The following is a 25185-nucleotide window of genomic DNA, read 5'->3' as shown; positions in this document are numbered from 1 at the left end:
TGTCACCAACCTCCGTGGTCAGTACAGCTAGCCCGCGATTCCACTGAAGTGATCCGGTGGCGGCAGCCTGAATTGGCTGCCGCCACCGGCGCACACTCAGCACGCCAGCCCCGCTCTGTCATCTCACAGCCTCGCCGCGCTCACAGCTTCGACAGATCGACCGCGTTCGCCATCGCCTGATACCCGGCCGCGCTCGGGTGCAGGTGGTCGCCGCTGTCGTAGGTCGCCAGCAGTGCGTTCGGGCTCGCGGGGTTGCGGATCGCTGCGTCGAAGTCCACGTAGGCGTCGAATGCGCCGCCGCTGGAGCGGATGAAGGTGTTCACCGCTTCGCGTTGGGTTTCGTAGGCGCTGGTCCAGCCGCTGTAGCCCTGGAAGGGGGTGATGGTGGCTCCTATCACCGTGATGCCTTGGGCGTGGGCTTGGGCGGCGATCTGCTTGAGGCCGGCTATGACCGCGGTGGCTGGGGTACCTGCCTTGATGTCGTTGACGCCTTCGAGGATGATCAGGGTTTTGACGTCGCTCTGGCTCAGGACGTCGCGGTCGGTGCGGCTCAGGGCGCTGATGCCGCCGTCGCCGGTGCCTTGGACGCCGGTGAAGTCGTCGGTGACGACGCGGTTGGCGCTGATGCCTTCGTCGAGGACGCCGCGGTGGGGGTACGGGCTGGCGGCCAGGCGGCGCCAGAGGTCGTTGGGCCAGCGGTTGTTGCCGTTGTAGGTCGAGCCGACGCCGTCGGTGATCGAGTCGCCGAGGGCTACGACGGTGCCGGTCGGGGTGCCGCTGGGGATCACGTCGAGGCCGGAGAGCAGGGTCCAGAAGCCGAAGGTGATGCTCGAGGGGTAGTTGCCCACGTCAGTGGTCTGATCCCCGGTGTTGTCGGCGGTCGAGTACATGTCCTGCGTGCCGAGGCTGTGGACCGACTCCAGTTGGACCGTGCCGGGGAAGTAGATGCTCACCAGCAGGTTCGCGTCGGGCGGGACGGTGAAGGGCACCGCGTCGCTGAGTGCCTGGCCGCCGCCGGGGATCGTCGTGGCCTGATTCCCGTGGAAGGTCAGGGTGGCCGGCGTGCCGGTCGCGGCCGAGGTGCTGCTCTGCACCGCGACCGTCACATGGCCGACGTCCACCGGTACGCCCACGAACGCGTTGTCCAGCCGTACCCGCACCTGCCCGCCGCCGACGCTGGAGTGCTCCACCATCCGCAGCGTGCGGTTCGTCCAGGGCCCGGGGACGAGCCCGTCGTCAGCCGCCGCGGCCCAGCTCCCGCTCCACGACCCGGCCAAGGGCCGCACGCCGAGCGCGAAGACGTGCAGCCCGTTGCCGGCCGGCGGCGACGCCAGAGTCGGCAGCGTCAAGGACGCCAGCGTCTTGCCCGCCGCCAGCGGCACGGACTCCACGTAGAGCTTCGCCGACGTCGCCGTCTGCCCGCCAGCGTTGTTCCAGTGCGGCAAGGACACCGCCATCGTGTCCGTCGCGCCGACGATCCAGTCCGGCGTGCCCATCGTGTAGTTCTGCGTGCTGCCGTCGCTGTACGTCAGCGTCCCGGAGCCCGACGCGGTGCCGTCGGTGCTCGTCGCCAAAAAACTCAGGGCACTGCCAGAGGCGGAGTACGTGATCCGTTGACCGTTCGCCACCACGTTGTCCGCGTGTCCCGCCGCCACCTGCGGCAGCGCCAGCGTCGCGGCGCCGGACACCAGCCGCGCGCCCGGCGACCAGCCGGCGGCGATCAGGTCCTGCTGGGAGAAGCTGTTCCCGTTGCCGTCCAGGTTCGCGCCGGCCAGGTTGCCGTCATCGCTGATCCCGACGTTGTCGAACGCCGCCGCCAGACCCGCCACCGGCGCGGTCGGGGCGAAGGCCGCCGCGAAGACGTGCAGCGCGGCGTTGGCGCCGCCGGTCGCGTTCGGCAGCGTCACCGTCGCCACCGCCTTGCCGGCGATCAGCGGCACCGAGGTCAGGAACAGGCTCACCTGGTGCACCTGCCGGCCGCCGGATGAGTTCCGGTACGGCGCGACCGCGGCGATCGCGACGGTCCCGTGCCACCAGTCCGGCACGGCCATCGCAAAGCTCTGCGTCGTGCCGTCGCCGTAGGTCACCGTCCCGGTTCCGGTCGTCGCGCCGTTCGTGCTGGTCGCGACCAGATCCAGCGCGCCGCCGGACCCGGCGTCGGCGAACGTCTGCCCGGTGGCGACGGTGTTGTCGGCCTGTCCCGGCGCGATCTGCGGAACGGTCACGGTCGCGCCGTCGGCGAGCGTGAACACCGCACCCGGCGCCCAGCCGTCGGCCGCCAGCGCCTCCGCCGAGAAGCTCGCCCCCGCCGCGTCCAGGTTCGCGCCCCCCGGCGCCGCATCGTCGCTGATCCCCGTGTTGTTGAAGGTGGCGGCCAGTCCGGTCGCGGCCGCGGTCGCGGTCGGGGTCGCGGTCGGGGTCGCGGCACGCGCGGTGCCGTGCATGAAGCCTGCCGAACTCAGGCAGAGGGCGAACAGGAGCACTGCGGCCCGGCGGAGCCAGACCGATTGGTGGGGAACGTTCACAATTGGGAGTGTCGAAGTACTCTGCGAACCTGTCAATGGCCTGGTAGGAAACTGGAGGGAACGTTACCTGTCAAGGGATTCAGCGTCCGTTCCCACCACTAGCCCGAGCATCGCGACGTCTCCGGTCGCGGCAAGATCCGCGGCGACCTGCCGGCGCTCCCACGGCTGGGCGTCCCGCGCCAAGGCGGCGACCCGCTCAGCCATCGCGGGACTGACCGCCATATCGCCGGCTGCCATCAACTCCGCAATCACCCCGTGCACGCCGCCCAAGAACGCCCGACCGTGCACGATCAGCTCGACCGTCCCGCACGCCCGCAAGACATTCCAGTCACGCGCCACAATGGCCGCACCGGCAACCCGAGCCACTTCCGGCAGATCTCCCAGGCAGCGGTACCCGACATCACCGCCGAGCACCAGAACCGCCCGGTGAACCGAGACCGCGGTCCGCAGCCGGACGTCTCCCAACACGATCTCGTCAAGTACGTACTCAATATCCTGCGATGTGACCCGACCGGCCAGCGCGCCGTACAGCGCCCTCGACTCCTCCCACGACGACGCCGCGATCCATTCCGCCACGTCATCGATGTCCGCGTCGGAGAGAAACGCCCACGCAGGAAGCGGAATCCCGGTCGCCGCCCGCCACGTCCGCTCCACCACCTCCGGCTCGACCCGCACACGGTTGCGAATCAGTACTCGGACCTGGGACCGCACCGATGACACAGCACAATCGCGCAGATCCGCCGCCAGCCGCACCCCGTGCTCGACCTCCCCGTGCAGCGCTTGGTACCAGGCATAAGCGAGCGTGATCAATGCTTGTGACGACTTGTCAGATAGACCGGCGATCGCGGTCTCCCACAGTGCCGGGACCTCCGCGACGCACCCCTCAGCGGCCAGCGCGTTGGCCCGATCGCCCACTCGCGCGGCCAACGCACGCATCGCCTCGCGCTCCGGAGCCGACGGATCAGCCATGGTCAACCTCGCTGCATGTCAGGACTCTGTCAGGGTCGGATCGAGTGGAAATTTCCGTATCTTTCCGCTTGTCAGTCCGCACAGTGAGATATATACAGAACACATTGAGCACGAACCAGATGGTGATCCCAGGTTCGCGCCCCACCACCTTCCCGCCACCTTCGGAGGTTTGGCATGTCCGAAAACGAAATCCTCGACCGCACCGACGCGATCCTCAGCGGTTGGCTGGGCTCGACGGAAGACAGCCCCGCGGGCCCGCTGTTCACCGGCGGCAAGTACGCCGAGGCCGACATCGTCGGCGCCGTGGTCATCCTGACCCGCGGGACGTGCAGCTCCTGCACCGCCTCGCGCGGCGGCGAGTGCTGCTGACCGCAGGTGACCTCCCGCTTCTCCGGTGAGTTCGCCGGAGCACTGGGCTGCCTGGCCGCGCCGGTCTCGGCCGGCCTGGCGGCCCGGCTCGCCGCCGTCGAAGACCTGTCCGACCCCGAGCGCGCCGCCATCGCCGAGGCTGCCGAGCGCGCCATTTTGGAGACCGTCCACCGCAAGGTCAGCAGAGTCCTGCTTCTGGAACTCAACGCCGCGCGCCTGTCCGGGCGGCTGACCGCCGAGGACTCGGCCGGACGCTGGGACGAGTTCGTGAACCTCGCTGACAGCCTCACGTTCTGGCACTCCCTGAGCAGCCGCTATCCCACGCTCCAGCAGCGTCTGGACACCGTCATGCAGCGGCGCGCCGACGCCGCCGCGACCCTGGCCGAGCGGTTCGCCGTCGATCGCAGAGCTCTGCGGACGCTCACGGCCATCGACCCCGGCGAGCTACGACACGTCACGTTCGGCGCGGGCGACAGCCATCGCGGCGGGCAGTCCGTCGCGATCCTGGAACTCGCCGAGGCGACCGTCGTCTACAAGCCCCGGCCGGTCGAGGTCGACAAAGCCCTGACTCACCTGCTCCAGACCGTGCTCCCCGACGTCCCGGTGGCGACGCGCATCCGCGTCCCAGAGGTCGTCGTGCGCGACGGCTATGGCTGGAGCGAGTTCATCCCGCACCGTTACTGCGCCTCCGACGCCGAGCTGACCACCTTCTACCGCGGCGTCGGCCACTGGCTGGCGGTGATGCGCCTGCTCGGCGGCAGCGACCTGCACACCGAGAACGTCATCGCCGCGGGTCCGGTCCCGATCGTCGTGGACTGCGAAACCCTGTTCAGCACCATCCCCGCCGGTCCGCCCTCGGGAATGGGCCAGGCCGTCGACACCGCGTCCAAGCTCGTGGACGAGACCGTGCTGCGCGTCGGCATGCTCCCCAACCGGGGTGCCGCCCTGGGCTGGCGCGGCGTGGACTCCTCCTCTGTCGGCGCGCTGCCTGACGAGCAACCCTCCGGGCAAGTCCCGGTGATCCTGGACGCCGGAACCGACCGCGCACGCCTCGGGTTCGCCCAGGCGACACCCCAGCCCGCCGCCAGTCTGCCCAGCCCGAAGCCGAACCTCGCCGACCATTGGGAGACGGTCGCCGCCGGGTTCGAGGAGGGCTCTGCCGCGCTGGCCGCAGCCGACGCCGCAGGCATCCTGGAACCGGCGATGTCAGTGTTCAGCGACTGTCAGATCCGCATGGTGCTGCGCGCCACGGACGTCTACGAAGAAGTCGCGCGCATGCTCTGGCATCCGGTCTCGCTGCACGGCGAACCCGCCGCCGTCGAACGCGCCACCGAGCTGTTCGTCCAGATGGCGCGGCAGTCCCCGGCGGCGCCGGGCGATCCGGACGTGGTCGCGGCGGAGATCGCCGACCTGCTGACCGGCGACATCCCCTACTTCGGCACCACGCCCCGCTCCGGGCGGCTCACCGGACCCGGCGGCACGCACTGGCTGCCGGAGCAGGACCTGGTCGCCGACGCGCTGACCCGCTGGCGCGGCGCGGATCTGGAGTTCGATCGCGGCATCATCCGCGCGACGCTGGTCAGCGCGTATCTGAATGCCGACTGGACGCCGAGCAAGGGACTGCGTGCGCCCACAGACGTCAGTACGCAGGACTTTGATAAGCGTCGCAGGACTCTGGCGGCAGAGTTGGTCCGCGAGGTCCGCGACACCGCGACCCGCGGCTCGGACGGCACCGCGACCTGGATCGCGCCGGTGCTCAGCCTCACCGGCTGGGTGGTCCAGCCGCTCAGTCCGGACCTGTACAGCGGGCTGCCCGGCGTCGCGCTACTGCTCGCCGCCTACGAGCGGGAATCCGACGCCGGACGCGCGGACCGCCTTGATGATCTGCCCGCACTCCTGGACGCCACGATCCAGACCATCCGCCTGGCCGGCGACCACGCGGCGAAGCTGCGCGCCGACGGCGTCGCGATGCGGCCGCGCGAGCCCGGCGGGTGGGTCGGTCTGGGCTCGGAGCTGTGGACCTGGCTCACGCTGCGCCGCCTCGGCGTGGTCGGCGACGAAGCCCTGGAACGGTCGCGCACTCTGGCAGCGCTGATCCCCGAGGCGATCGGCGACGCCGATGAGTACGAAGTCTGCGCCGGTCCGGCGGGCGCCATCGTGCCGCTGCTACAACTGAGCGCCGCGACCGGCGAGCAGCGCTGGACCGACATCGCCACGCACGTCGGCACGGTGTTGTGCGACGCCGCGATCGCCAAGGACGTCGGCATGACATGGCCGACGCTGCGCTGGCCCGGCGGCCTCGGCGGCTGTGCGCACGGCGCGTCCGGCATCGGCTGGGCCCTGGCCCGGCTCGCGCTGGCGACCGGTGACGCCCGCGCGGCCGAGACGGCACGCGCCGCGTTCGCCTTCGAAGAGTCCTGCTATGTGCCGGAGGTCGGAGGCTGGAGCGACCTGCGCGAGATCGAACCCGGGCTGACCGCCAACGCCTGGTGCCACGGCTCGGTCGGGATCGCCCTGACGCAGCTGGACCTGCTTCGTCGCGGCTGGCCGGCCGACGGCGTCGAGGACCTCCTGCGGCGCGCCGCGAACGCCGCCCTCGGGCACGGCATGGGCTGGAATCACACGCTGTGCCATGGCGAACTCGGTGTCTGGGAACTGATGGACGCCGCGCTGCGGGACGGCTTCGCGCCGCCAAGCGTGGACCGGGAAGGCTTCGAGGCGCGCATCGTCGCCAGCCTGGAGCAGAACGGCGCGATCAGCGGCATGGCGCGCGACGCCTTCTCCCCGGCGATGATGTCCGGGCTCGGCGGCGTGGCGTATCAGCTGCTGCGTATGGGTGCGGGCAGTGCGTTGCCGTCGGTGCTGGTGCTCGACGATCCGCTGTGACGACCGATCTGGGCACAAGCCCGAGCCGCAACCTCAACCTCAGCCTCGGCCTCGGCCTCGGCGAGACCTACGCGACCGGCTCTATCGACTCGACCGGTCCAACCGGTCCAACCGGTCCGACCGGCTCGCCGAGGCGGTCGCCCTTCTCAAAGCTCTGCCGTTGCAGCCGATAAGACCGCGCGTACCAACCGTCTGCGGCGACCAGCTCGGCATGCGTCCCCTGCTCGGCAACGAGCCCGTCGGCGAACACGTAGATGTAGTCCGCGCATTCGGCGACGTTCCCCAACCGATGCGTGATCATCACGATCGTCCCGCCGTACTCGCGCAGCCGACGGTAGAACGCCGCCTCCGCTGCCGCGTCCAGGCTGGAGGTCGGCTCGTCGGCGATCACCAGCGCCGCGCGCCGGAAGAAGCCACGCGCCAACGCCAGCCGCTGCCACTGCCCACCGGAGACCGAAAGCCCGCCGCTAAGGCTCCGCTCCAACAGCGTGTGGTAGCCGCGTGGCAGAGCACTGATGAACTCGTGTGCCCCGGCGTGCTGTGCCGCCTCCTCGATCCGCGTCTGTTCGAAATCAGCGGTCCACTCCCCGATACGGATGTTCTCACCAGCCGTGAACGGAAAGCGCGTGTGGTCCTGGTCGATGAAGGCGATCCGGGAGCGCAGCGTCTCCACGTCCATCGCGGCGCTGTCGTGGCCGTCCCAGCGGATCCGCCCTGAATCCGGCAAGTACAGCCGCGCCAACAGCTTCGCCATCGTGGTCTTCGCCGCGCCGTTCTCCCCCACGAAAGCCACCACCTGCCCGCGCTTCACCCGCAGCGAGACGCCCGCGACCGCCGACGTCTTCGCCCCCTGATAGGCGAACACCACATCCTCGGCGACGATCTCCTCGAACTCCGCCGGCGCCGGCTCGCTTCCCAGCGGCGGCAGATGTCCGGCGGCGTCGTTGCAGAACGAGCGATAGTCCTCCAGGTAGAGGCCTTCGGCATACAGCTCGTTGATATCCATCGCCAAGCTGAGCAACGCCTGCTGCACCCGGCTCACCGCCAGATACGCTGTCCCGCCGACCGCCAGCGGAATCGCCTGCCGCCACAACAGCAGCGCGAGCACCGCGTAGACGATGCCGGTGAAGAACCCTGCGATGGCATTGCCCGCGATCATCGACGAGGTCTCGGCCCGCACCAGCTGCAACCGCTCAGCCAGGTAGGCATCGGTGATCCGGCGGTAACGCTCGACCAGGTAGCCGGACAGCGACAGCGCACGCACCGCAGCGGCCGAGGTGGTCGTCACCGACAGCCCGATCAGCAGACTCTGCCGACGCCGCCCCTCGACCCAGCGCACGAACACCTTGTAGTCCAACCGCGCCACCCGCACAGCGGCCCACCAGCGCGGCACCACCGACAGCAACAGCAGCGGCACCAGCACCGGGTGCAGCACCGCCAGCACCCCGGCGACGCCGACGAGCGTCGCAAGGCTCTGCAACACCTGCTGCGTGATGACCAGCATGCTGCGCGCCGAGATCGACCCGCGGTCGGCACGCTGGGAGGCGTCGACCCAATCGGCCTTGTCGAACGCGACGAGTTCGGCGCGCGTACACAGCTCCTGCAGCCGGATACTGGCTTTGGCGTCCATCATCGGCCCGAGCTGCGCCGCGAACGCCTTGGCCACCGAGTCGCACAACGACCGTGACGCCGTCAGCACCAGCACCACGAACATCGACGGCAGCGCCGCGCGGATCTTGTCCGGGGTGGCGCCGGCGCCGAACAGCGGCGCCAGAACATCGGTGGTGGCGTAGAGGCTGAACGCCCCGGCGAAGGACGAGGCGGTCTGCACCACGAGCAGCGCGATGGTGCGCGGCTTGGAAGCTTCGGCCGCCAACCGCAACGAGGTCACCACGAGCATCGGCAGCCGGCGTGCCACGGTGCGATAGCCGGTCTCGGCGGTGTCGGCGTAGCCGGCGCTCCAGCCCGCCGGGTCCGGCGCCATGTCGTCGACGACGGTCACCGGCACCGCGTCCACGTCGAAAAGCCGGGTCATACGCTGCCAAAGCCGACCCCACCGCGTCATCAGATCAGTCTCGCCGACACGCCGACGATCGTCGAGGCCTGATATCCCGCGACGGCCGCTCCTGCGCGAACGCTGCGCGGAACTGATTGAAACTGACCCCTGGCAAACACTTGCGCGCGGCGCCCGCACTTCTTACGGTGACTCGGCGAGATCAGTCCTCTCTCCCTCGGAGGTGATATGTCCCGCACCGCCCCACGCCGGAGCCTGTTCGGAGCCGTCGCCGCGGCCGTCATGGTGTTCGGCGCCGTGACCGCTGCCGCGCCCGCGGTCTCGGCCAGCACCACGGCAGCTACTCCCGCGATCAACACCCACCCCTCCTACAACGGCCTGTCGCTGACCCCGCCGATGGGTTTCAACGACTGGGCCGGCTTTGAATGCAACAGCGACATGAACGAGGCGCTGTTCACCAAGACCGCCGACGAAATAGTCAAGCTGGGCCTGAACAAACTCGGCTATGACTACGTCAACATCGACGACTGCTGGATGCAGAAGACCCGCGACGCAAACGGCGACTTGCAGGTCGACGCCACCCGCTTCCCGCACGGTCTGAAATGGCTCGGCGACTACATCCACAGCAAGGGCTTGAAGTTCGGCATCTACGAGGACGCCGGCTACTACACCTGCCAGGGCGCCGCAGGCAGCTACGGGCACTTCCAGCAGGACGCGGACCTCTACGCCTCCTGGGGCGTGGACTACCTCAAGCTCGACTACTGCTACGAGCCGATGGACCAGTTCCCCGGCAAGACCGAGAGCCAGGTCGCGCAGATCGTCTACACCGAGGCCAGCCAGGCGCTGCTGAACACGCACCGCCCGATGCTGTTCTCCGAGTCCGCCCCGGCCTACGTCTGCTGCTCCGGCTCGGACTTCACCGACGAGCTCACCTGGCTCTACCAGCACGGCAACCTGTGGCGCTTCGGCTCGGACATCTACGACGCCTGGCCGAGCGTGCTGGAGAACTACAGCGAGGACAACACCCCGGGCTTGGCGCAGTGGGCCGGTCCCGGGCACTGGAACGACGCGGACATGCTGGAGATCGGCAACGGCGGGCTGACCCCCACCGAGGAGCAGACCCAGATGACGCTGTGGGCCGAGATGGCCTCGCCGATCCTGCTGTCCACCGACCTGTCGAAGCTGACCCCGGCCGAGGTGGGGATCGTTTCGAACCCCGATGTCGTGGCCGTGGACCAGGACCGGCTCGGCGCGCAGGGGACGATCGTGCAGTCCGGGACCGGCTACGACGTGCTGGCCAAGCCGCTCGCGGACGGCGATGTGTCGGTCGTGCTGTTCAACAAGGGCGACACGGCGCAGACGGTCACCACGACCGCGGCGAAGATCGGCCTGCCGAGCCGCGGCGCGCCGTTCCAGCTGACCGATTTGGTGAGCAAGGCCACGAGCGCCAGCGACGGCACCATTTCGGCGTCCCTCGCACCGCACTCGACGGTGATCTACCGCGTGCACCCCGGAGGCGACAAGCACCTGCCGATCCACACCGCCGCGACGATCAGCAGCGCACCGCTCGCCGCCGGGGTACCCACGAAGGTCAGCGTTTCCTTCGCCAATCACGGGTATTTCGACGCGCAGCAGCCCTCTGTCACGCTGAAGCTGCCGACCGGTTGGACGGCGACGCCGGCTTCGGTGTCGTTGAAGAACGTCAAGCCGGGGACGTCGGCGACGGCGACGTTCGTCGTCACCGCCAGCGCTCCACCGCCGGGCAAGGTGACGACGACGTTGACCACGTCCGTCGCCTACCGCGATCGCGGCAGACCGGCGTCCGACAGCGCGGACCTGTCCAACGTCACCAACACGCCGTTCCCGACGCTGGCCGGCGCGTTCAACAACACCGCGATCACCGATGAGACCAACACCGCGCCCGGCAACTTCGACGGGGACGGCGACAGTTACTCGGCGCAGTCGCTCGCCACAGCCGGCGCCACGCCGGGGGCGACGATCAGCGCCGGCGGCACGACGTTCACCTGGCCGTCGGCAGCGGCCGGGACGAACGACAACGTGGCGGGCAGCGGGGTGATGGTGAACCTCGCCGGGCAGGGCTCCAAGCTCGGATTCCTCGGCTCGGAGGCGGGTTTCAGCACCGACACCGTCACGGTGGCGTACACCGACGGCACGTCCAGCACGGGCAGTCTCGGCTTCCCGAACTGGTGCTGCTCGTCGCCGACCGGCTACGGCGCCACGCCGGCGATCGTCACCGATCACCGGAACACGCCGAGCGGACCGGCGAACTTCGGGACCGCTTACGACGTGTTCTACAACTCGATCGCCATTGATGCGACGAAGACGGTGAAGACCGTTACTGTTCCGAGCGACCCGGCTATTCATGTCTTCGCGATGACGGTTCAGCCCTGAAAGCGGCGCCGCCGGGCATCGATCTGCCCGGCGGCGCTGATCGCCCTCGCGCGACCGCGACGGCGTAATAACGCGCGTGTACTGCGCGGATACGTTTCCGCACTCCCACATAACGATCTATCGCAACAAGCTGTCTTCCGCTAGGGTCGCCCCATGGTGGACATCCGCGAGCTGGCACGCCTCAGCGGCGTCTCCCCCGCCACCGTCTCGCGCGCCCTCAACGACCGGGCCGAGGTGAGTCCGGAGACCCGGCGACGGATCCTGGAGATGGCCGAGCGGCTCGGGTACTCCCCGAACCAGCCGGCGCGCACGCTGGTACGGCGGCGCTCGGACATGATCGGGCTGATCTGGGATACCGGCTATACCAACCAGGATCGGCGGCATCCGTTCCTGCTGGACCTGTTCGTCGGGATCAAGCAGACGCTCGCCGAGTCCGGGTACCACCTGATGGTGCTCTCCACGGCCGGCGCCGCGAGCCCCGGCGACGTCGGTCTGTACCTGCGGGCGTCCCAGCAGCACAGCCTGGCGGGCGTCATCATGATGGGCGTCGACGCCACACATCCGGCGATCACAGCACTCGTCGACGCGGGCACACCCTGCGTCGGCATCGACCTGCCGCTGCACCGCAACCGCACGACGTACGTCACCTCCGACAACCGCGCCGGCGCCGCGACCGCCGTCCGCCATCTGCACGGCCTCGGACACACCGCGATCGCCACGATCACCGGCCCGCTGACCATGATGCCCGCGACCGAACGCCTAGCGGGCTACCGCGAGGAGATGGCCCGCCTGAACCTCGAACCGAACCCGCACCACATCGTCGACGGCGACTTCTTCCTCGCCAGCGGCTACGAAGCCGCCCGCCGCCTGACCGAACTCCCGCACCCGCCCACCGCGATCTTCGCCGCCGGCGACGAAATGGCCATCGGCGCCCTGCACGCCCTAGCCGACGCCGGCCTCCGCGTCCCCCACGACATGGCAGTAGTCGGCTTCGACGACATCGAAGCCGCAGCCCTGGTCCGCCCGACACTCACCACCGTCGCCCAGGACCGCGTCGCACTCGGCGCAGGCGCAGTCGAGGCACTCGTCGACGCACTGGACGCCGACGACGGCACGGCGCACGCGCCGCTGCAGGTGGCGACGCGGCTGGTGGTGCGGGGGTCTTGCGGGGCTGAGGGTTAGGGGGCTGGGGCTGTGGCGGCGGCTGGCTTCCAGAACTGCGGCGGCTGCGGCGGCGACTGGCTTCCATGGCTGCGGCGGCTGCAACGGCGGGTGGCTTCTATGGCTGCGGCGGCGGCTCCCGTGGCGGCGGCTGGCTCCGGTGACTGCGGCTGCTGCGGCGGCCGGTGCCGAGGCATAGCGAAGTCGACATCTGACCCGAGCACGACGTGAGCCCGACACGACGAACATGTCGTCGCGTCGGGCTCGCCGCTTCGTCGGCTCAGACCGTCTTCTGCGTGGCGCCGCCTGTCGGCCTGGTTGTCGCGAGGCCGAGGGTGGTTCGGAGTGATGTCATCTCTGGGAGGTCGTAGGCGATGTCGGCTCGGCGCCTGTCTTGGTTGAAGGTGGTCAGGTCGGTGTCTTTCGCGGCCTGGGTCCACAGCTGTGCCATGTTCTGGTGGCTGGCGGCTAGGGAGTTCACGGTGGTCTGCACGGTGTCGGGCCATGGTGCTGAGGTCAGGGCTGAGACCTCGTTCTGCGTCGCGGTCGCTATGGCGTCGGCGCGTTGGCGGAGCACCGACAGGTCCGCGTCCTGCGGTGTGTCGCTCAGGTCGCCGATGGCGTCGGCGAGGGGGGTGACCGCGGCGAGAAAGCGGCGCTGGTCGGCGGTGTAGCTCGCGGGGTCGTGGTACACCGACTGCGTCATCGTGGGCGCGGGGAACTGCAGGAAGCAGCTCACCCGGCGCTGGTCGTCGCCCCAGGCCTGGCTGTTCGGGTAGACGAACTGGATGCGGGTGTCGCTCGGCAGTGAGAACGGGTCCGGAACGTAGCTGTCGAGCAGGTGCAGGCACTTGGTGTTGCCGTCGGTGCGCAGTGCGTCCGTACCGGGGTAGGAGTCGCCGGCCGCCGTGAAGGAGCCGAACGCCTCGCTGTCGTGCGGCGTCGAACAGGGCACGACGGTGAGGTTCCGCAGGTGGCTCTTGGTGGATCCGATGACGCCCGCCGGCATGGTGAAGCAGTCCTTGGGGTGCAGGCTGAAGACCGAGACCGAGCCGGGGCTCACGACCGTGCCGTTGACGTCCCGGCGCGGCGGGTCCGGCATGTTGATCACGGCGACGGTGATGAGCACCGCGAACAGGGCGATCCACACGCCCGACAGCACGATTCCGCTGACCGCCAGGCCCTTGCCCTTCTGGCCGGTCCGCCTGACCGTCACGAGACCGGCGATGCCAAGGATCAGACCGAGGATCGGCGTGACGAAGAAGAACCCGCAGATGCCCAGGACGAGGGCGGCGATCGCCATGCCGTTGGTGCCGCGGGGCGGCTGGGGCGGGTAGCCGTAGCCATAGCCGTAGGGCTGGTAGCCGAACTGCGGGGAACCGTACTGGGGCGTGCCGTACTGATGCGTGCCGTACTGCGGGGCACCCTGCGGCGGGTAGCCGTAGGGACCGGTCGGCGCCTGACCGTAGCCGGGCCATGCCTGCGGCGGATAGGGCGGTGGAGGCGGAGGCGACATCGGTGGCGCAGGCATCGATGACACGACCGTCGGAGGCGGCGCCGGCTCGACCGCAGCGAAGGGCACGTTGTCAGTCGGCGCCAAAGGATCGCCGGCGTCCGTCTCGAACGCCGTGAAAGGCGCACCCTCAGGCACACCCTCAGACACACCGCCGTCAGCACCAGCAGGCTCCGTCGGGCGCGATGGATCGCCCTCGTCGGGACCTATCTCAGATTCCATCCCCGGTTCCTCCCCAAGCCGACCACCTGTGGGTCGGCGAAGTGAGAATACCCCCAGTTCAGTCACATGATTGCCACGTTTCGCCGGGCCCGCAGCACCGCGTCCAAATGCGCTGCCCAGGCCTTCACGACCTCCCCGCGACGCGCCGAGTCGTCCGTCAGCACGTCGGCCAGCCCGAGCCCGCGCGCCAGGTCGAGCGTCGCCTGGACGAGGCGGTGGACGGTCTCGTCCTCGTCCGTGACGCCGAGCGCCTCGATCGCCATCCGATGCGCGACTCGCCCGAACTTCTGCTCCAGCGGAACTACGCGCTCCCGCAGCGCCTCGTCGGCCGCGGCGGCGGTCCAGACCTGCAACGCCGCCTTGAACAACGTGCCGGTGAAGTGCTCGACCAGACGCGAGACCACCATCTCGGTCGTGACGACGACCCTCGGCGCGGCGAGTTCGGCACGCGCCGACTCGATGCGCTCGTCAAACATGTGCTCCAGCGCGGCGGTGATGAGATCCTCGCGCGTCGGGAAGTGGTGTTGGGCGGCGCCCCGGGAGACCCCCGCGTGCTCGGCGACCACCGCCACCGTCGTGGCGCTCCACCCCATGGCGGCCAGGCACTCCACGCACGCCTCGAGCAGGCGGCGGCGGGTCGCCCGGCTTCGGTCCTGCTGAGGTTCGCGCATCAGGGGTTGCTCGCCTGTCGTGGTGGTCCGGTGAGTGGTGGTCGGGTGAATGGTCGGCGCGTGCGCCGATCGGCGGAACGCTTATTCTGCCCAGGTAGGGGGGCGCCGCTGCAAGAACGCCGTCATCCCCTCCCGCGCCTCCTCCGAGGCGAACAGCCGCGCCGAGGTCGACGCCAACGCGTCCGCATCGGCATCGAACGCCGCCAACACCCCAGCGGTGACCAGCTTCTTCGACTCGGCCAAACCCTGCGGAGAGCCCTGACGCAGCGCCGCGACCAGCTCGGCGACCGCAGCCGGCACGTCCGGCGCCGCCAGCGTGACCAGGCCCAGCGCTTCGGCGCGCGCCGCGTCGAACTTCTCGCCGGTCAGGAAGTAGCGCGAGGCGGCTCGCGAGGTCAGCCGCGGCAGCACCGTCAGCGAGATGATCGACGGCGCGACACCCAGCCGCGCCTCCGTCAGCGCGAATGTCGCCGCCGGTCCGGCCACCGCGAGGTCGCACGCCGCGACCAGTCCCATCCCGCCGGCCCGCACGTGCCCGTCCACAGCCGCGATCACCGGCTTCGGCAGCTCGACGAGCGCCCGCAGCAGTCCCGCCAGCGCCCGCGCACGCCCGGCCACCGGGCCCTCCGGATCCACCGGCCCGGACGTCGCCTCCGACAGGTCGGCTCCGGCACAGAAGGTGTTGCCGGTATGTCCGAGCACGACCACCCGCACGCCCGGATCCGCCGCCGCCTCCTGCAAGCCCGCGTGCAGCTGCGCCACGAGCCTCGAGGACAGCGCGTTGCGATTGGCCGGCGAGTCGAGCGTCACCGTCGCGACGCCGCCCGCCGCCTCGTACCGCACCAAGGTCTCGCCCGTGCCGCTCGCGCTCGTGCCGCTCGTGCCGCTCACGCCGCTCATCCCGCTCCCACCTCCTCGACGACCGCCAGCACGGTCCCGACATCCACCTGGGTGCCGACCGACACCGGCAGCGCGCTCAGCACGCCGGCGACCGGCGCGGACACCTGGTGCTCCATCTTCATCGCCTCCAGCCACAGGATCGGCTGCCCCGCCGCGACCGCGTCGCCGACGCCCGCCGCGCCCAGCCGCACCACCGAGCCCGGCATCGGCGCCAGCAGCGATCCGGCGGCGACTGCGTCGGCGGGGTCGGTGAACGTCGGAACCAGCGTGAACGTCACCGAGCCCGCCGGCGAGTCGACGACCACCGTGTGGGGGTGGCGCCCGATCCGAAACGTCCGTCGCAGGCCTTTGATGTCCAGGACCACCTCGGCAGGAGTGGCCGAGATCAAGGCGACCCCGTCGTACCCCTCGGCGACCAGACCATCGCGCCCGAAGCGATAGCGCACCTCGTACTCGGACTCGCCGGCGCTCAGCACTCGCCGCTGCGACTGCGACGGCACGTTCCGCCACCCGCTCGGCAACCCGCCGAGCACCGTCGCCTCAGCCCGGTTCGCCGCCGCCACCGCGAGCGCCCCGGCGAGCGCCGAGACGCGCTCGGTCTCCGGCGATGCCAACGGCGCCGCCAAGACGTCGAGCCCGTAGGTAGAGAAGAACGCCGTATCGGTGTCCCCGGCTAGAAAAGCCGGGTGTCGCAGCACATTGACGAGCAGGTCGCGGTTGGTCACGACTCCGTGGATCTCCGCCTTCGCGAGCGCGGACGCCAGCAGCCGCGCCGCCTCGGCGCGCCGTGGAGCCCACGCGATCACCTTGGCCAGCATCGGGTCGTAGTACACGCCGACGACCGAGCCGGACTCGACGCCCGAATCCAGCCGCAGCAACGGCTCGTTCAGTCCGACCGGAACCTCGAACTCGTAGGCGACGCCCGGCATCCCGAACGCGTGCAGCGTTCCCGACGCCGGCTGCCAGTCCTTCGCCGGGTCCTCGGCGTAGAGCCGGACCTCGATCGCCGAGCCGCGCGCGCCGGGTTCGCCGGCGTCCGGCAACGCCTCCCCGGTGGCGATCCGCAGCTGCCAGGCGACCAGGTCCAGCCCGCAGGTCAGCTCGGTGACCGGATGCTCGACCTGCAGCCGCGTGTTCATCTCCAGGAACGCGAACGACCCGTCCGGCGCCACCAGGAACTCCACCGTCCCGGCGCCGACGTATCCGATGACCGCCGCAGCGTCCCGCGCCGCCGCGAACAGCTGCGCGCGCAGCTCCGGATGCGCCTGCACGAACGGCGAGGGCGCCTCCTCAACGACCTTCTGATGCCGCCGCTGGATCGAGCACTCCCGCTCCCCCACCGCCCACACCGTGCCGTGCGCGTCGGCCAGGATCTGCACCTCGATGTGCCGTCCGGTCTCGATGTACTGCTCGCAGAACACCGTCCCGTCGCCGAACGCCGAGGCCGCCTCAGCCTGCGCCGCCTCCCACTGCCCCGGCAGCTCCGCCAGCGTGCGCACCACGCGCATCCCGCGTCCGCCGCCGCCGGCCGAAGCCTTGATCAGCACCGGCAGGTCCGCCTCGGCGACCTCGTCCGCGCTCAGCTCCCGCAGCACCGGAACCCCGGCGGCGGCCATCATCTTCTTCGCCGCGACCTTCGATCCCATCGCGGCGATCGCCGACGGCGGCGGGCCGAGCCAGCGCAGCCCCGCGTCGACGACCGCCTGTGCGAAGTCTTCCTTCTCTGACAGGAACCCGTATCCGGGGTGAACGGCGTCCGCCCCTGACGCCAGCGCCGCCTCGATGAGCAGATCAGAGCGCAGATACGTCTCGGCGGAGGTGTTGCCGGGCAACCGGACGGCGACGTCGGCCTCCCGCGTATGCAGCGCCTCGGAGTCGGCGTCGGAGAATACTGCGACAGTCCCGTACCCGAGCCGGCGGCACGTCGCGAACACCCGCCGCGCGATCTCGCCGCGGTTCGCGACCAGGACGGAATTCAGCGGTCCCGTCGTGAAGTCAGCCATAGCAGAGTCCTTCCAGCCCTTCTAAAGACGGAACACGCCGAACTTCTCGGTGCCCCGCACCGGGGCGTTGGCGATCACGGACAGACAGAACCCGATGATGGTGCGGGTGTCACGCGGGTCGATGACGCCGTCGTCGTAGACGCGTCCGGACAGGAACAGCGGCAGCGATTCGGCTTCGATCTGCGCCTCGATGAGCTCGCGCATCTGGCCGTCGGCGGCCTCGTCGAAGGGCTGCCCCTTGGCCGCCGCCGAGCCGCGCATCACCAGCGAGATCACGCCGGCCAGCTGCGCCGGTCCCATGACCGCGGACTTCGCGCTCGGCCAGGCGAACAGGAAGCGGGGGTCGTAGGCGCGGCCGCACATGCCGTAGTGCCCGGCGCCGTAGGAGGCGCCCATCAGGACCGAGATGTGCGGGACCGTGGAGTTCGACACCGCGTTGATCATCTGCGCGCCGTGCTTGATGATCCCCTTCTGTTCGTACTCCTTGCCGACCATGTAGCCGGTGGTGTTGTGCAGGAACAGCAGCGGGGTGTCGTAGCGGTTCGCCAGCTGGATGAACTGCGCCGCCTTCTGTGCCTCCTCGCTGAACAGCACGCCGCGGGTGTTGGCCAGGATGCCGACCGGGTAGCCGTGGATCTCGGCCCAGCCGGTCGCCAGCGAGGAGCCGTACAAAGGCTTGAACTCGTCGAAGTCCGAGCCGTCGGCGACCCGGGCGATCACCTCGCGCGGATCGAAGGGCGTCTTCAGGTCCGGCGGGACGATCCCGAGCAGTTCCTCCTCGGCGAACAGCGGCGGCAGGACCGTAGCGCGCGGCGCCGGGCCTTGCTTGCGCCAATTCAGCCTGCTGACGATGCGCCGCCCGATGCGGATCGCGTCGTGCTCGTCGGCGGCGAGGTAGTCGGCCAGACCGGAGGTGCGGGCGTGCATCTCGGCGCCGCCGAGCGACTCGTCGTCGGACTCCTCGCCGGTGGCCATCTTCACCAGCGGCGGACCGCCGAGGAAGACCTTGGACTGCTCCTTGATCATGACTACGTGGTCTGACATGCCGGGGATGTAGGCGCCACCAGCCGTGGAGTTGCCGAACACGATGGCGATGGTCGGGATGCCGGCGGCTGAGGCGCGGGTGATGTCGCGGAAGGTGCGGCCGCCGGGGATGAAGACCTCCTTCTGCGTCGGCAGGTCCGCGCCGCCGGACTCGACCAGCGCGATCACCGGCAGCCGGTTCTGTTCGGCGACCTCGTGCGCGCGGAAGGACTTGCGCAGCGTCCAGGGGTTCGTCGCGCCGCCGCGCACGGTCGGGTCGTTGGCGACGATCAGGCACTCCACGCCGCAGACCACGCCGATGCCGGTGACCAGCGCCGCGCCGACCGTGGACTCACTGCCCCAGCCGGCCAGCGGACACAGCTCCAGGAACGGGGAGTCCGGGTCCAGCAGCAGCTCGATGCGCTCGCGGGCGAGCAGCTTGCCGCGGTCGTGGTGGCGCGCGAGGTACTTCTCGCCGCCGCCGGTCAGAGCTTTGGCATGCTCGGTCTCGATCTCGGCGAGCTTGGCGCGCATCGCCTCGGTGTGGGCCAGGTGGTCGGCGGAGGCGGCGTCCAGCGCCGTGCGCAGCGCGGTCACGAGCGGAAGCCCAGCACGCGCGCCGCCAGCCCGTTCATCACCTCGGTCGCGCCGCCGCCGATGCCCAGGATCCGGACGTCGCGGTAGTGCCGTTCGACCTCTGATTCGCGCATGTAGCCCAGGCCTCCGAACAGTTGCAGCGCCTGCGTCGCCACCCACTCGGCGGTCTCCACCGCCGTGTTCTTGGCGAAACAGACTTCTGCGATCAGGTCCTTCTCACCGGCGAGGGACCGGTCTATCAGGGCATGGGTATAGGTGCGCGCCACGTCGATCTTCCGGGCCATTTCGGTGAGGGTGTTCTGGACGAGCTGCCGGTCGATCAGCGGCTTGCCGAACGTCTGGCGTTTTCGCGTCCAGTCCACGGCGAGGTCCAGGCAGCGCTGGGCGTGGGAGTACGCCTGCGCGGCCAACGCGACGCGTTCGGACAAGAAGTGCTCGGCGAGCTGGAAGAACCCGCTGTTCTCGGCGCCGACGAGGTTCTCGACCGGGACGCGGGCGTCCTGGAACGCCAGTTCGGCGGTGTCAGAGCACAGCCATCCGAGCTTCTCCAGCCGGCGGCTGACGGTGAAGCCCGGTGTGTCCTTCTCGACGACCAGCAACGAGATGCCGCTGGCGCCTGAGTCTCCGGTGCGAACGGCAGCCACCACGTAGTCGGCGCGGACGCCGGAGGTGATGAAGGTCTTGGCGCCGTTCACCACGAAGTGCTCGCCGTCGCGCCGCGCCGTGGTCTGGATACGGGCCACGTCGCTGCCGCCGCCGGGTTCGGTCACGGCGAGCGCCCCGATCTTCTCCCCCGCCAGCGTCGGCTTGACCCAGCGCTCGATTTGCTCGGGATCGTTCGCGGCTACCAGGTGCGGCGTGGATATGCCGCAGGTGAACAAGGATGCGAACAAGCCGCCGGAACCGCCGGCGTCGTGCATCTCCTCGTTGACGGTGATGGCGTCGATCAGGTCGCCGCCTCCGCCGCCGACCTCGACCGGATGCGCGACGCCGAGCAGACCCAGCGCACCGGCCTTCTTGGACAGCTCGCGCGGCAGCTCACCGGCGCGCTCCCAGCCGTCCAGATTCGGCAGGACTTCCTGCTCGGTGAACCTGCGGACGGTCGCTCTCAGAGCCCTGCGTTCCTCGGTCGACCAGGCAGGACCGGACAGGCGGTTCACTGCTCGCTTCCTTTCAGCAGGGAGACCGGGAGGTCGGCGTTGCGGGCGCGCAGCCATTCGCCGAGACCCTTGGCCTGCGGGTCGAACCGGCCCTGGGAGGCGACACCGGCGCCGAGGATGCCCTCGACCACGAAGTTCACGGCCCGCAGGTTCGGGAACAGGTGGCGGGTGACGCGCAGATCGGCGGCTTCAGGAAGCAGAACCTTGAAACGCTCGACCGTGAGTTCGTGGGCGAGCCAGCGCCACGCTTCGTCGCTGCGAGCCCAGACGCCGACGTTCGCGTCTCCCCCCTTGTCGCCACTGCGCGCGCCGAAGACCAGACCGAGCGGGGCGAGGTGGGTCTCCTCGGCGGGAAGTCGTTCTGGGAGAAGGGGATCAGGCGCTGTCTGTAGCTCCAGCGTCAGGTCCGGGTGTGCGATGGTGACGCGTTCGCCGTCGGGCAGCACCGCGACGTGGGTGACCTCGGCGGCGTCGACGTAGGCGGCGGTGTAGACGCCGTAGGGCGAGGCCGCGCCGGGCGGAGCCGTCACATGGAAGCCCGGGTAGCCGGACAGCGCCAGCTCGACGGCGGCGCCGGTGAACGCGCGTCCGATGGTGTCCGGGTTCTGATCCCGCACGACGCAGCGCAGCAGGGCGCTGGCGGTCTCCTCGGTGTCGGCGTCGGGCTGGTCGGTGCGCACCAGCGTCCATTCCAGCGACTCAGGCGCGGTGGTGAGCCCGGCTAGCAGTTGTTCCTTCGCCAAGTCCGCCTTGGCTTCGATCGACAGGCCGGTGAGGACGAACTCGACCTCGTTGCGGAAGCCGCCGAGCTTGTTCAGCGCCACCTTGAGCTGCGGCGGCGGGGCTTCGCCGACGACGCCGCTGATGCGGACCCGGTCCGGGCCGTCCTGGGCCAGGGTCACGGTGTCCAGGCGCGTGGTGACGTCAGGGTTGGCATACCGGTGGCCGGTGATCTCGTACAACAACTGCGCGGTGACCGTCCCGACGCTGACGGCGCCGCCGGTCCCGGCGTGCTTGGTGATCACGGCCGAGCCGTCGGCGTGCACCTCGGCGATCGGGAAGCCGGGGCGGCGCAGGTCGGCGATCTCGGTGAAGAAGGCGTAGTTGCCGCCGGTGGCCTGCGCGCCGCACTCGATGACGTGACCCGCCGCGACGGCGCCGGCGAGGCGGTCGTGGTCGGAGCGCTGCCAGCCGAAGCGCGCGACCGCCGGGCCGACGACCAGCGACGCGTCGGTCACCCGTCCGGTGACCACGACGTCGGCGCCGGCGCGCAGGCACTCGGCGATCCCGAAGCCGCCGAGGTAGGCGTTCGCCGTCAGCGCCCCGGCGAATCCGAGCTCTGCTGCGCGCGGCAGCAGGTCGTCGCCCTCGACGTGCGCGATCGCCGCGTCCAGCCCGAGCGTCTGTGCGAGCTCGCGGAGCTTGTCGGCCAGGCCCGCCGGGTTCAGCCCGCCGGCGTTCACCACGATCTTGACGCCGCGCTCCAGCGCCAGCCCGAGGGCGTCTTCCATCTGGCGCAGGAAGGTCTTGGCGTAGCCCGACTCAGGGTGCTTCATCCGGTCGCGGCCGAGGATGAGCATGGTCAGCTCGGCGAGGTAGTCGCCGGTCAGGACGTCCAGCTCGCCGTCTTCGAGCATCTCGCGGACCGCGGAGAAGCGGTCGCCGTAGAAACCGGAGGCGTTGCCGATGCGGAGGATATCCGGATTCTGCGACAGGCTGGTCACGCTGTTGGCGGCACTCATGAAAACTGTCCCTTGCTCCGACCGGACCCGCTCGGGCCCGCGAACACCTGCGCGATGTTCAGCCACTGGTCCGCCTGGTCGCCGACGACCTGGACGGCGAGGTCGTCGCGGTGGCGACGCTGGGCGACCAGCAGGCAGAAGTCGAGCGCCGGGCCGCTCACACGTTCTGCCGCCGTCTCCGGACCCCAGGTCCACAGGCTGCCGTCGGGCGCGGTGAGTTCGATGCGGAACTCGCTGTCCGGGACCGGCAGACCACGTTGGATGTAGGCGAAATCGCGGGTACGGACGCCCAGGTGCGCGACGTTCCTCAGGCGGGCGGTCGGCTCGCGCTTCACGCCGAGGGCGTCGGCGACGTCCTGGCCGTGGGCCCAGGTCTCCATCAGGCGCGCGGTGGCCATGGTCGCGGCGCCCATCGGCGGGCCGAACCAGGGCAGCTTGCCGCCGGGCGGGACCGCGGGGAGCGCCGCGGCCAGGTCGTGGCGGTCGGCGCGCCAGGCCGCCAGCAGCTCGGCGGGACTCTGCTGCGCGCCGCGCTCAGCTTCCTGATCGACGAACGCTGTGCCGCTCTCCTGCAGGGCGGCCGTCAGCATCGCGGTGAACGCCTCGGGGTCCCGGGCGGCGAGCGCCGCGACGCGGTCGGTCCAGGCCAGGTGCGCGATCTGGTGCGCGACCGTCCAGCCCGGCGCGGGCGTCGGCGTGCGCCACGCGGCGTCCTCCAGCGGTGCCAGCAGGGCGTCCAGGGCGCCGCTCTCGGCGGCCAGGTCTTCGAGCAGATCGTCCAGCACTGCCATCGCGCCTCCCGGTGGTGTCCGCTGCGGGCGTCCCCGCCCTCGGCGAGCCTGGCAGGCCGGGAAGAAAAAATCAATCATGCACGCTTGATTTCCGCATGACCGTAGCTGGGATGGCCGAGCTGAGCCACCGCGGCCCGCGCCTACCCGCTACCAGCCGAGCTCGTGCAGACGGTCGTCGTCGATCCCGAAGTGATGCCCCACCTCGTGGATCACGGTCGTCCGCACCTCCCGCACCTCCCGCACCACATCGTCATAGCTGTGGCAGATCTTGAGAATCTCGTTCCGGTAGATGGTGATCCGGTCCGGCAGTACACCGGAGTACCACTCCCCCCGCCCGGTCAGCGGCACGCCCTCGTACAGGCCCAACAGCCCGGAATACGGCGCCTCAGCCTCGACGACAACCGCCACGTTCCGAATCTGCCGCCCCAGCGCCGGGGGAATGGAATCCAGCGCTTGGCCGACCAACTCCTCGAACTGCTCGGGCGCGATCGTGATCACAGAGCTATTGTCGCACCACTAAGACGGTCAACGCGGCCAAGGCGGGCAAGTCGGGCTTACCGGCCCACCACCTGCGGATTGCTCGGCGCGCTCTCGTGGTGCGAGCGGTCCAGGGCCGTGACGTAGTACGTGTACTGCTTTCCTGAGGTGGCGCTGGTGTCGGTCCAGCCGTTGAAGAGATCCGGTACTGCGCGGGCGGTGCCGAGCAGGTTCTTCGCATCCGTGAAGTCGCACGCGGGCTGTGGTGGGCGGCCGTCGAAGCGGTAGACCGCGTAGTACGCGGCTTCGACGCCGTGCGGGCGGCCGAGGTGGAGCCAGCGCAGTCGCGTGCCGGTGGAGGTGGGCTGGGCCTCGGTCAGTGCGGTGCGCTCTGGTGCTGGGCCGGAGTGCCGGAACATTTCGGGGACCAGTGCCGGGTATTCGTACAGGTCGTCGATCAGGCGGGTCTGGAAGCCGAGCGGGTCGGTGAGAAGCTTGGTGATGTTGAAGAAGATGTCGCCGGCGACCTCGGGATACCGGCGGTTGAGGATCAGGTGGTTCGGCATCTCGTTCGGGTCGAGCCAGGCCGGCGGGGTCGGGGTGCCGATCTTGGAGACGGTCTGGCCGATCAGCAGCTGCGTGCCGGTGCCGTCCACGGCCTTGGACCACCAGTCGACCAGGACGTCGTAGGCGGCGACCGGGAAGCCGATGTTCCAGTACAGCTGCGGCGCCACGTAGTCCAGCCAGCCCTTCTGGATCCAGCCGCGGGTGTCGGCGGACAGGGCGTCGTAGGACTGGAGTCCGTTGGTCGCCGAGCCCAGGGGGTCGGTGGCTTGGTTGCGCCAGATGCCGAAGGGGCTGATCCCCCACTTGATCCAGGGCTTCACGGCGCGCAGCTCGCGTTGCAGGGTGCTGACAAGCTTGTCGACGTTCGCCCGGCGCCAGGAGGCCTTGTCGGGGAAGTCCGCGCCGTAGGCGGCGTAGGCCGCGTCGTCCGGGAAGTCAGCCGTGCCCACGGGGTAGGGGTAGAAGTAGTCGTCGAAGTGGATGCCGTCGATGTCGTAGCGGGTCGCGACGTCGGTGATCACCTGGACGTCGAAGTCCAGGACCGCCGGGACGCCCGGGTTGTAGTACAGCTCGCCGCTGTACTCCACGCACCAGTCGGGGTGCACGCGCGCCGGGTGCGTAGGTACCAACCGGCTCGGATCCGGTTGCGTGGACACGCGGTAGGGGTTCATCCAGGCGTGTAGTTCCAGGTTCCGCTTGTGCGCCTCGGCGACGGCGAAGGCCAGCGGGTCGTAGCCCGGATCCTGTCCCTGCGTGCCGGTCAGGTACTGCGACCAGGGTTCGTAGGGCGAGGCGTAGAGGGCATCCGCGGCCGGACGGATCTGCAAATACACGGCGTTCATGCGCATCCGGACGACGGCGTCCAGCAGGCCGGTCAGCTCGGTTTGCTGTTGCTCGGCGGTCAATCCGGGAGCCGAGGGCCAGTTGATGTTCGACACGCTCGCGATCCACGCGCCCCGCAGCTGGCGCTTGGGGTGCGCGGGATCGCCGGCGCACGGAGCGGGGTACGGGTTCCCAGCCGGCGCGGCGGCTGCCGCCGGCGAACTGCCGATCAGCATCGCGCCGCCGGCCAACGCGGCCGTGAGTCCGCCCGACGTCGCCAGGAAACTCCTGCGGCTGGGAACCCTTGTCATCGCTACCTCGCCTACTCGTCTATTCGCTTGTCGCTTGTCGCTAGTTCGCT

Annotated in this window: 17 protein-coding genes; 4 read left to right on the top strand and 13 right to left on the bottom strand. The window is 69.9% G+C overall.

Going from position 1 to position 25185, the window contains the following annotated elements; translation table 11 throughout:
• Nucleotides 1–140: 140 nt before the first annotated feature.
• Entirely contained in the window at nucleotides 141–2525 is a 2385-nt protein-coding gene (locus CACI_RS21990; protein WP_015793037.1) for an SGNH/GDSL hydrolase family protein, read from the bottom strand.
• Between the two features lie 63 nt (nucleotides 2526–2588).
• Nucleotides 2589–3494: a hypothetical protein gene (locus tag CACI_RS21980; protein ID WP_015793036.1), complete on the bottom strand. Its 906-nt coding sequence runs from the start codon at nucleotides 3492–3494 to the stop codon at nucleotides 2589–2591.
• Between the two features lie 174 nt (nucleotides 3495–3668).
• On the opposite strand from CACI_RS21980, the gene CACI_RS21975 reads away from it, so the two are divergent.
• Both CACI_RS21975 and CACI_RS21970 read left to right on the top strand, forming a co-directional pair.
• Nucleotides 3669–3863, top strand: a complete 195-nt coding sequence (locus CACI_RS21975) for a DUF6229 family protein (protein ID WP_015793035.1) — start codon at nucleotides 3669–3671, stop codon at nucleotides 3861–3863.
• A gap of 6 nt (nucleotides 3864–3869) precedes the next feature.
• Nucleotides 3870–6749, top strand: coding sequence for a type 2 lanthipeptide synthetase LanM family protein (locus CACI_RS21970; protein ID WP_015793034.1), 2880 nt, complete (start codon nucleotides 3870–3872; stop codon nucleotides 6747–6749).
• Between the two features lie 67 nt (nucleotides 6750–6816).
• Here CACI_RS21970 and CACI_RS21965 read toward each other — a convergent pair whose 3' ends face one another.
• Nucleotides 6817–8784, bottom strand: coding sequence for an ABC transporter ATP-binding protein (locus CACI_RS21965; protein WP_049871668.1), 1968 nt, complete (start codon nucleotides 8782–8784; stop codon nucleotides 6817–6819).
• Nucleotides 8785–8991: 207 nt separating this feature from the next.
• Here CACI_RS21965 and CACI_RS21960 point away from each other — a divergent pair, with 207 nt between their 5' ends.
• Together CACI_RS21960 and CACI_RS21955 are read left to right on the top strand one after the other, a co-directional pair.
• The gene (locus tag CACI_RS21960; RefSeq protein ID WP_015793032.1) at nucleotides 8992–11175 is read left to right on the top strand and encodes an NEW3 domain-containing protein; all 2184 of its coding nucleotides are present in this window, start codon (nucleotides 8992–8994) and stop codon (nucleotides 11173–11175) included.
• A gap of 153 nt (nucleotides 11176–11328) precedes the next feature.
• A complete protein-coding gene (locus tag CACI_RS21955; protein ID WP_015793031.1) occupies nucleotides 11329–12357 on the top strand; it encodes a LacI family DNA-binding transcriptional regulator in 1029 nt (342 codons plus the stop codon).
• Between the two features lie 259 nt (nucleotides 12358–12616).
• Here CACI_RS21955 and CACI_RS21950 read toward each other — a convergent pair whose 3' ends face one another.
• From CACI_RS21950 to CACI_RS21905, 10 genes are all read right to left on the bottom strand, one after another.
• Nucleotides 12617–13867, bottom strand: a complete 1251-nt coding sequence (locus tag CACI_RS21950; RefSeq protein ID WP_190276791.1) for a DUF4190 domain-containing protein — start codon at nucleotides 13865–13867, stop codon at nucleotides 12617–12619.
• Nucleotides 13868–14133: 266 nt separating this feature from the next.
• Nucleotides 14134–14745, bottom strand: coding sequence for a TetR/AcrR family transcriptional regulator (locus tag CACI_RS21945; protein ID WP_190276820.1), 612 nt, complete (start codon nucleotides 14743–14745; stop codon nucleotides 14134–14136).
• Between the two features lie 78 nt (nucleotides 14746–14823).
• Nucleotides 14824–15642: an enoyl-CoA hydratase family protein gene (locus CACI_RS21940; RefSeq protein WP_015793028.1), complete on the bottom strand. Its 819-nt coding sequence runs from the start codon at nucleotides 15640–15642 to the stop codon at nucleotides 14824–14826.
• The gene (locus CACI_RS21935; RefSeq protein ID WP_015793027.1) at nucleotides 15639–17645 is read right to left on the bottom strand and encodes an acetyl/propionyl/methylcrotonyl-CoA carboxylase subunit alpha; all 2007 of its coding nucleotides are present in this window, start codon (nucleotides 17643–17645) and stop codon (nucleotides 15639–15641) included. Before CACI_RS21935 ends, CACI_RS21940 begins: the two co-directional genes overlap by 4 nt.
• 21 nt (nucleotides 17646–17666) lie before the next feature.
• Nucleotides 17667–19265, bottom strand: coding sequence for an acyl-CoA carboxylase subunit beta (locus tag CACI_RS21930; protein ID WP_015793026.1), 1599 nt, complete (start codon nucleotides 19263–19265; stop codon nucleotides 17667–17669).
• The gene (locus CACI_RS21925; RefSeq protein ID WP_015793025.1) at nucleotides 19262–20425 is read right to left on the bottom strand and encodes an acyl-CoA dehydrogenase family protein; all 1164 of its coding nucleotides are present in this window, start codon (nucleotides 20423–20425) and stop codon (nucleotides 19262–19264) included. The genes CACI_RS21930 and CACI_RS21925 overlap by 4 nt, the downstream gene beginning before the upstream one ends.
• A complete protein-coding gene (locus tag CACI_RS21920) occupies nucleotides 20422–22167 on the bottom strand; it encodes an acyclic terpene utilization AtuA family protein (RefSeq protein WP_015793024.1) in 1746 nt (581 codons plus the stop codon). Before CACI_RS21920 ends, CACI_RS21925 begins: the two co-directional genes overlap by 4 nt.
• A complete protein-coding gene (locus CACI_RS21915; RefSeq protein ID WP_015793023.1) occupies nucleotides 22164–22958 on the bottom strand; it encodes a TIGR03084 family metal-binding protein in 795 nt (264 codons plus the stop codon). Before CACI_RS21915 ends, CACI_RS21920 begins: the two co-directional genes overlap by 4 nt.
• 147 nt (nucleotides 22959–23105) lie before the next feature.
• On the bottom strand, nucleotides 23106–23456 hold the full coding sequence (locus CACI_RS21910; protein WP_015793022.1) for a metallopeptidase family protein: 351 nt from the start codon (nucleotides 23454–23456) through the stop codon (nucleotides 23106–23108).
• A gap of 56 nt (nucleotides 23457–23512) precedes the next feature.
• A complete protein-coding gene (locus CACI_RS21905; RefSeq protein WP_449727826.1) occupies nucleotides 23513–25060 on the bottom strand; it encodes a glycoside hydrolase family 10 protein in 1548 nt (515 codons plus the stop codon).
• Between the last annotated feature and the right edge of the window lie 125 nt (nucleotides 25061–25185).

It is taken from the genome of Catenulispora acidiphila DSM 44928, assembly GCF_000024025.1.
GTDB lineage: Bacteria > Actinomycetota > Actinomycetes > Streptomycetales > Catenulisporaceae > Catenulispora > Catenulispora acidiphila.
The sequence above is the reverse complement of the archived record's forward strand: the minus strand, read 5'-3'. Positions and strand labels throughout refer to the sequence as shown.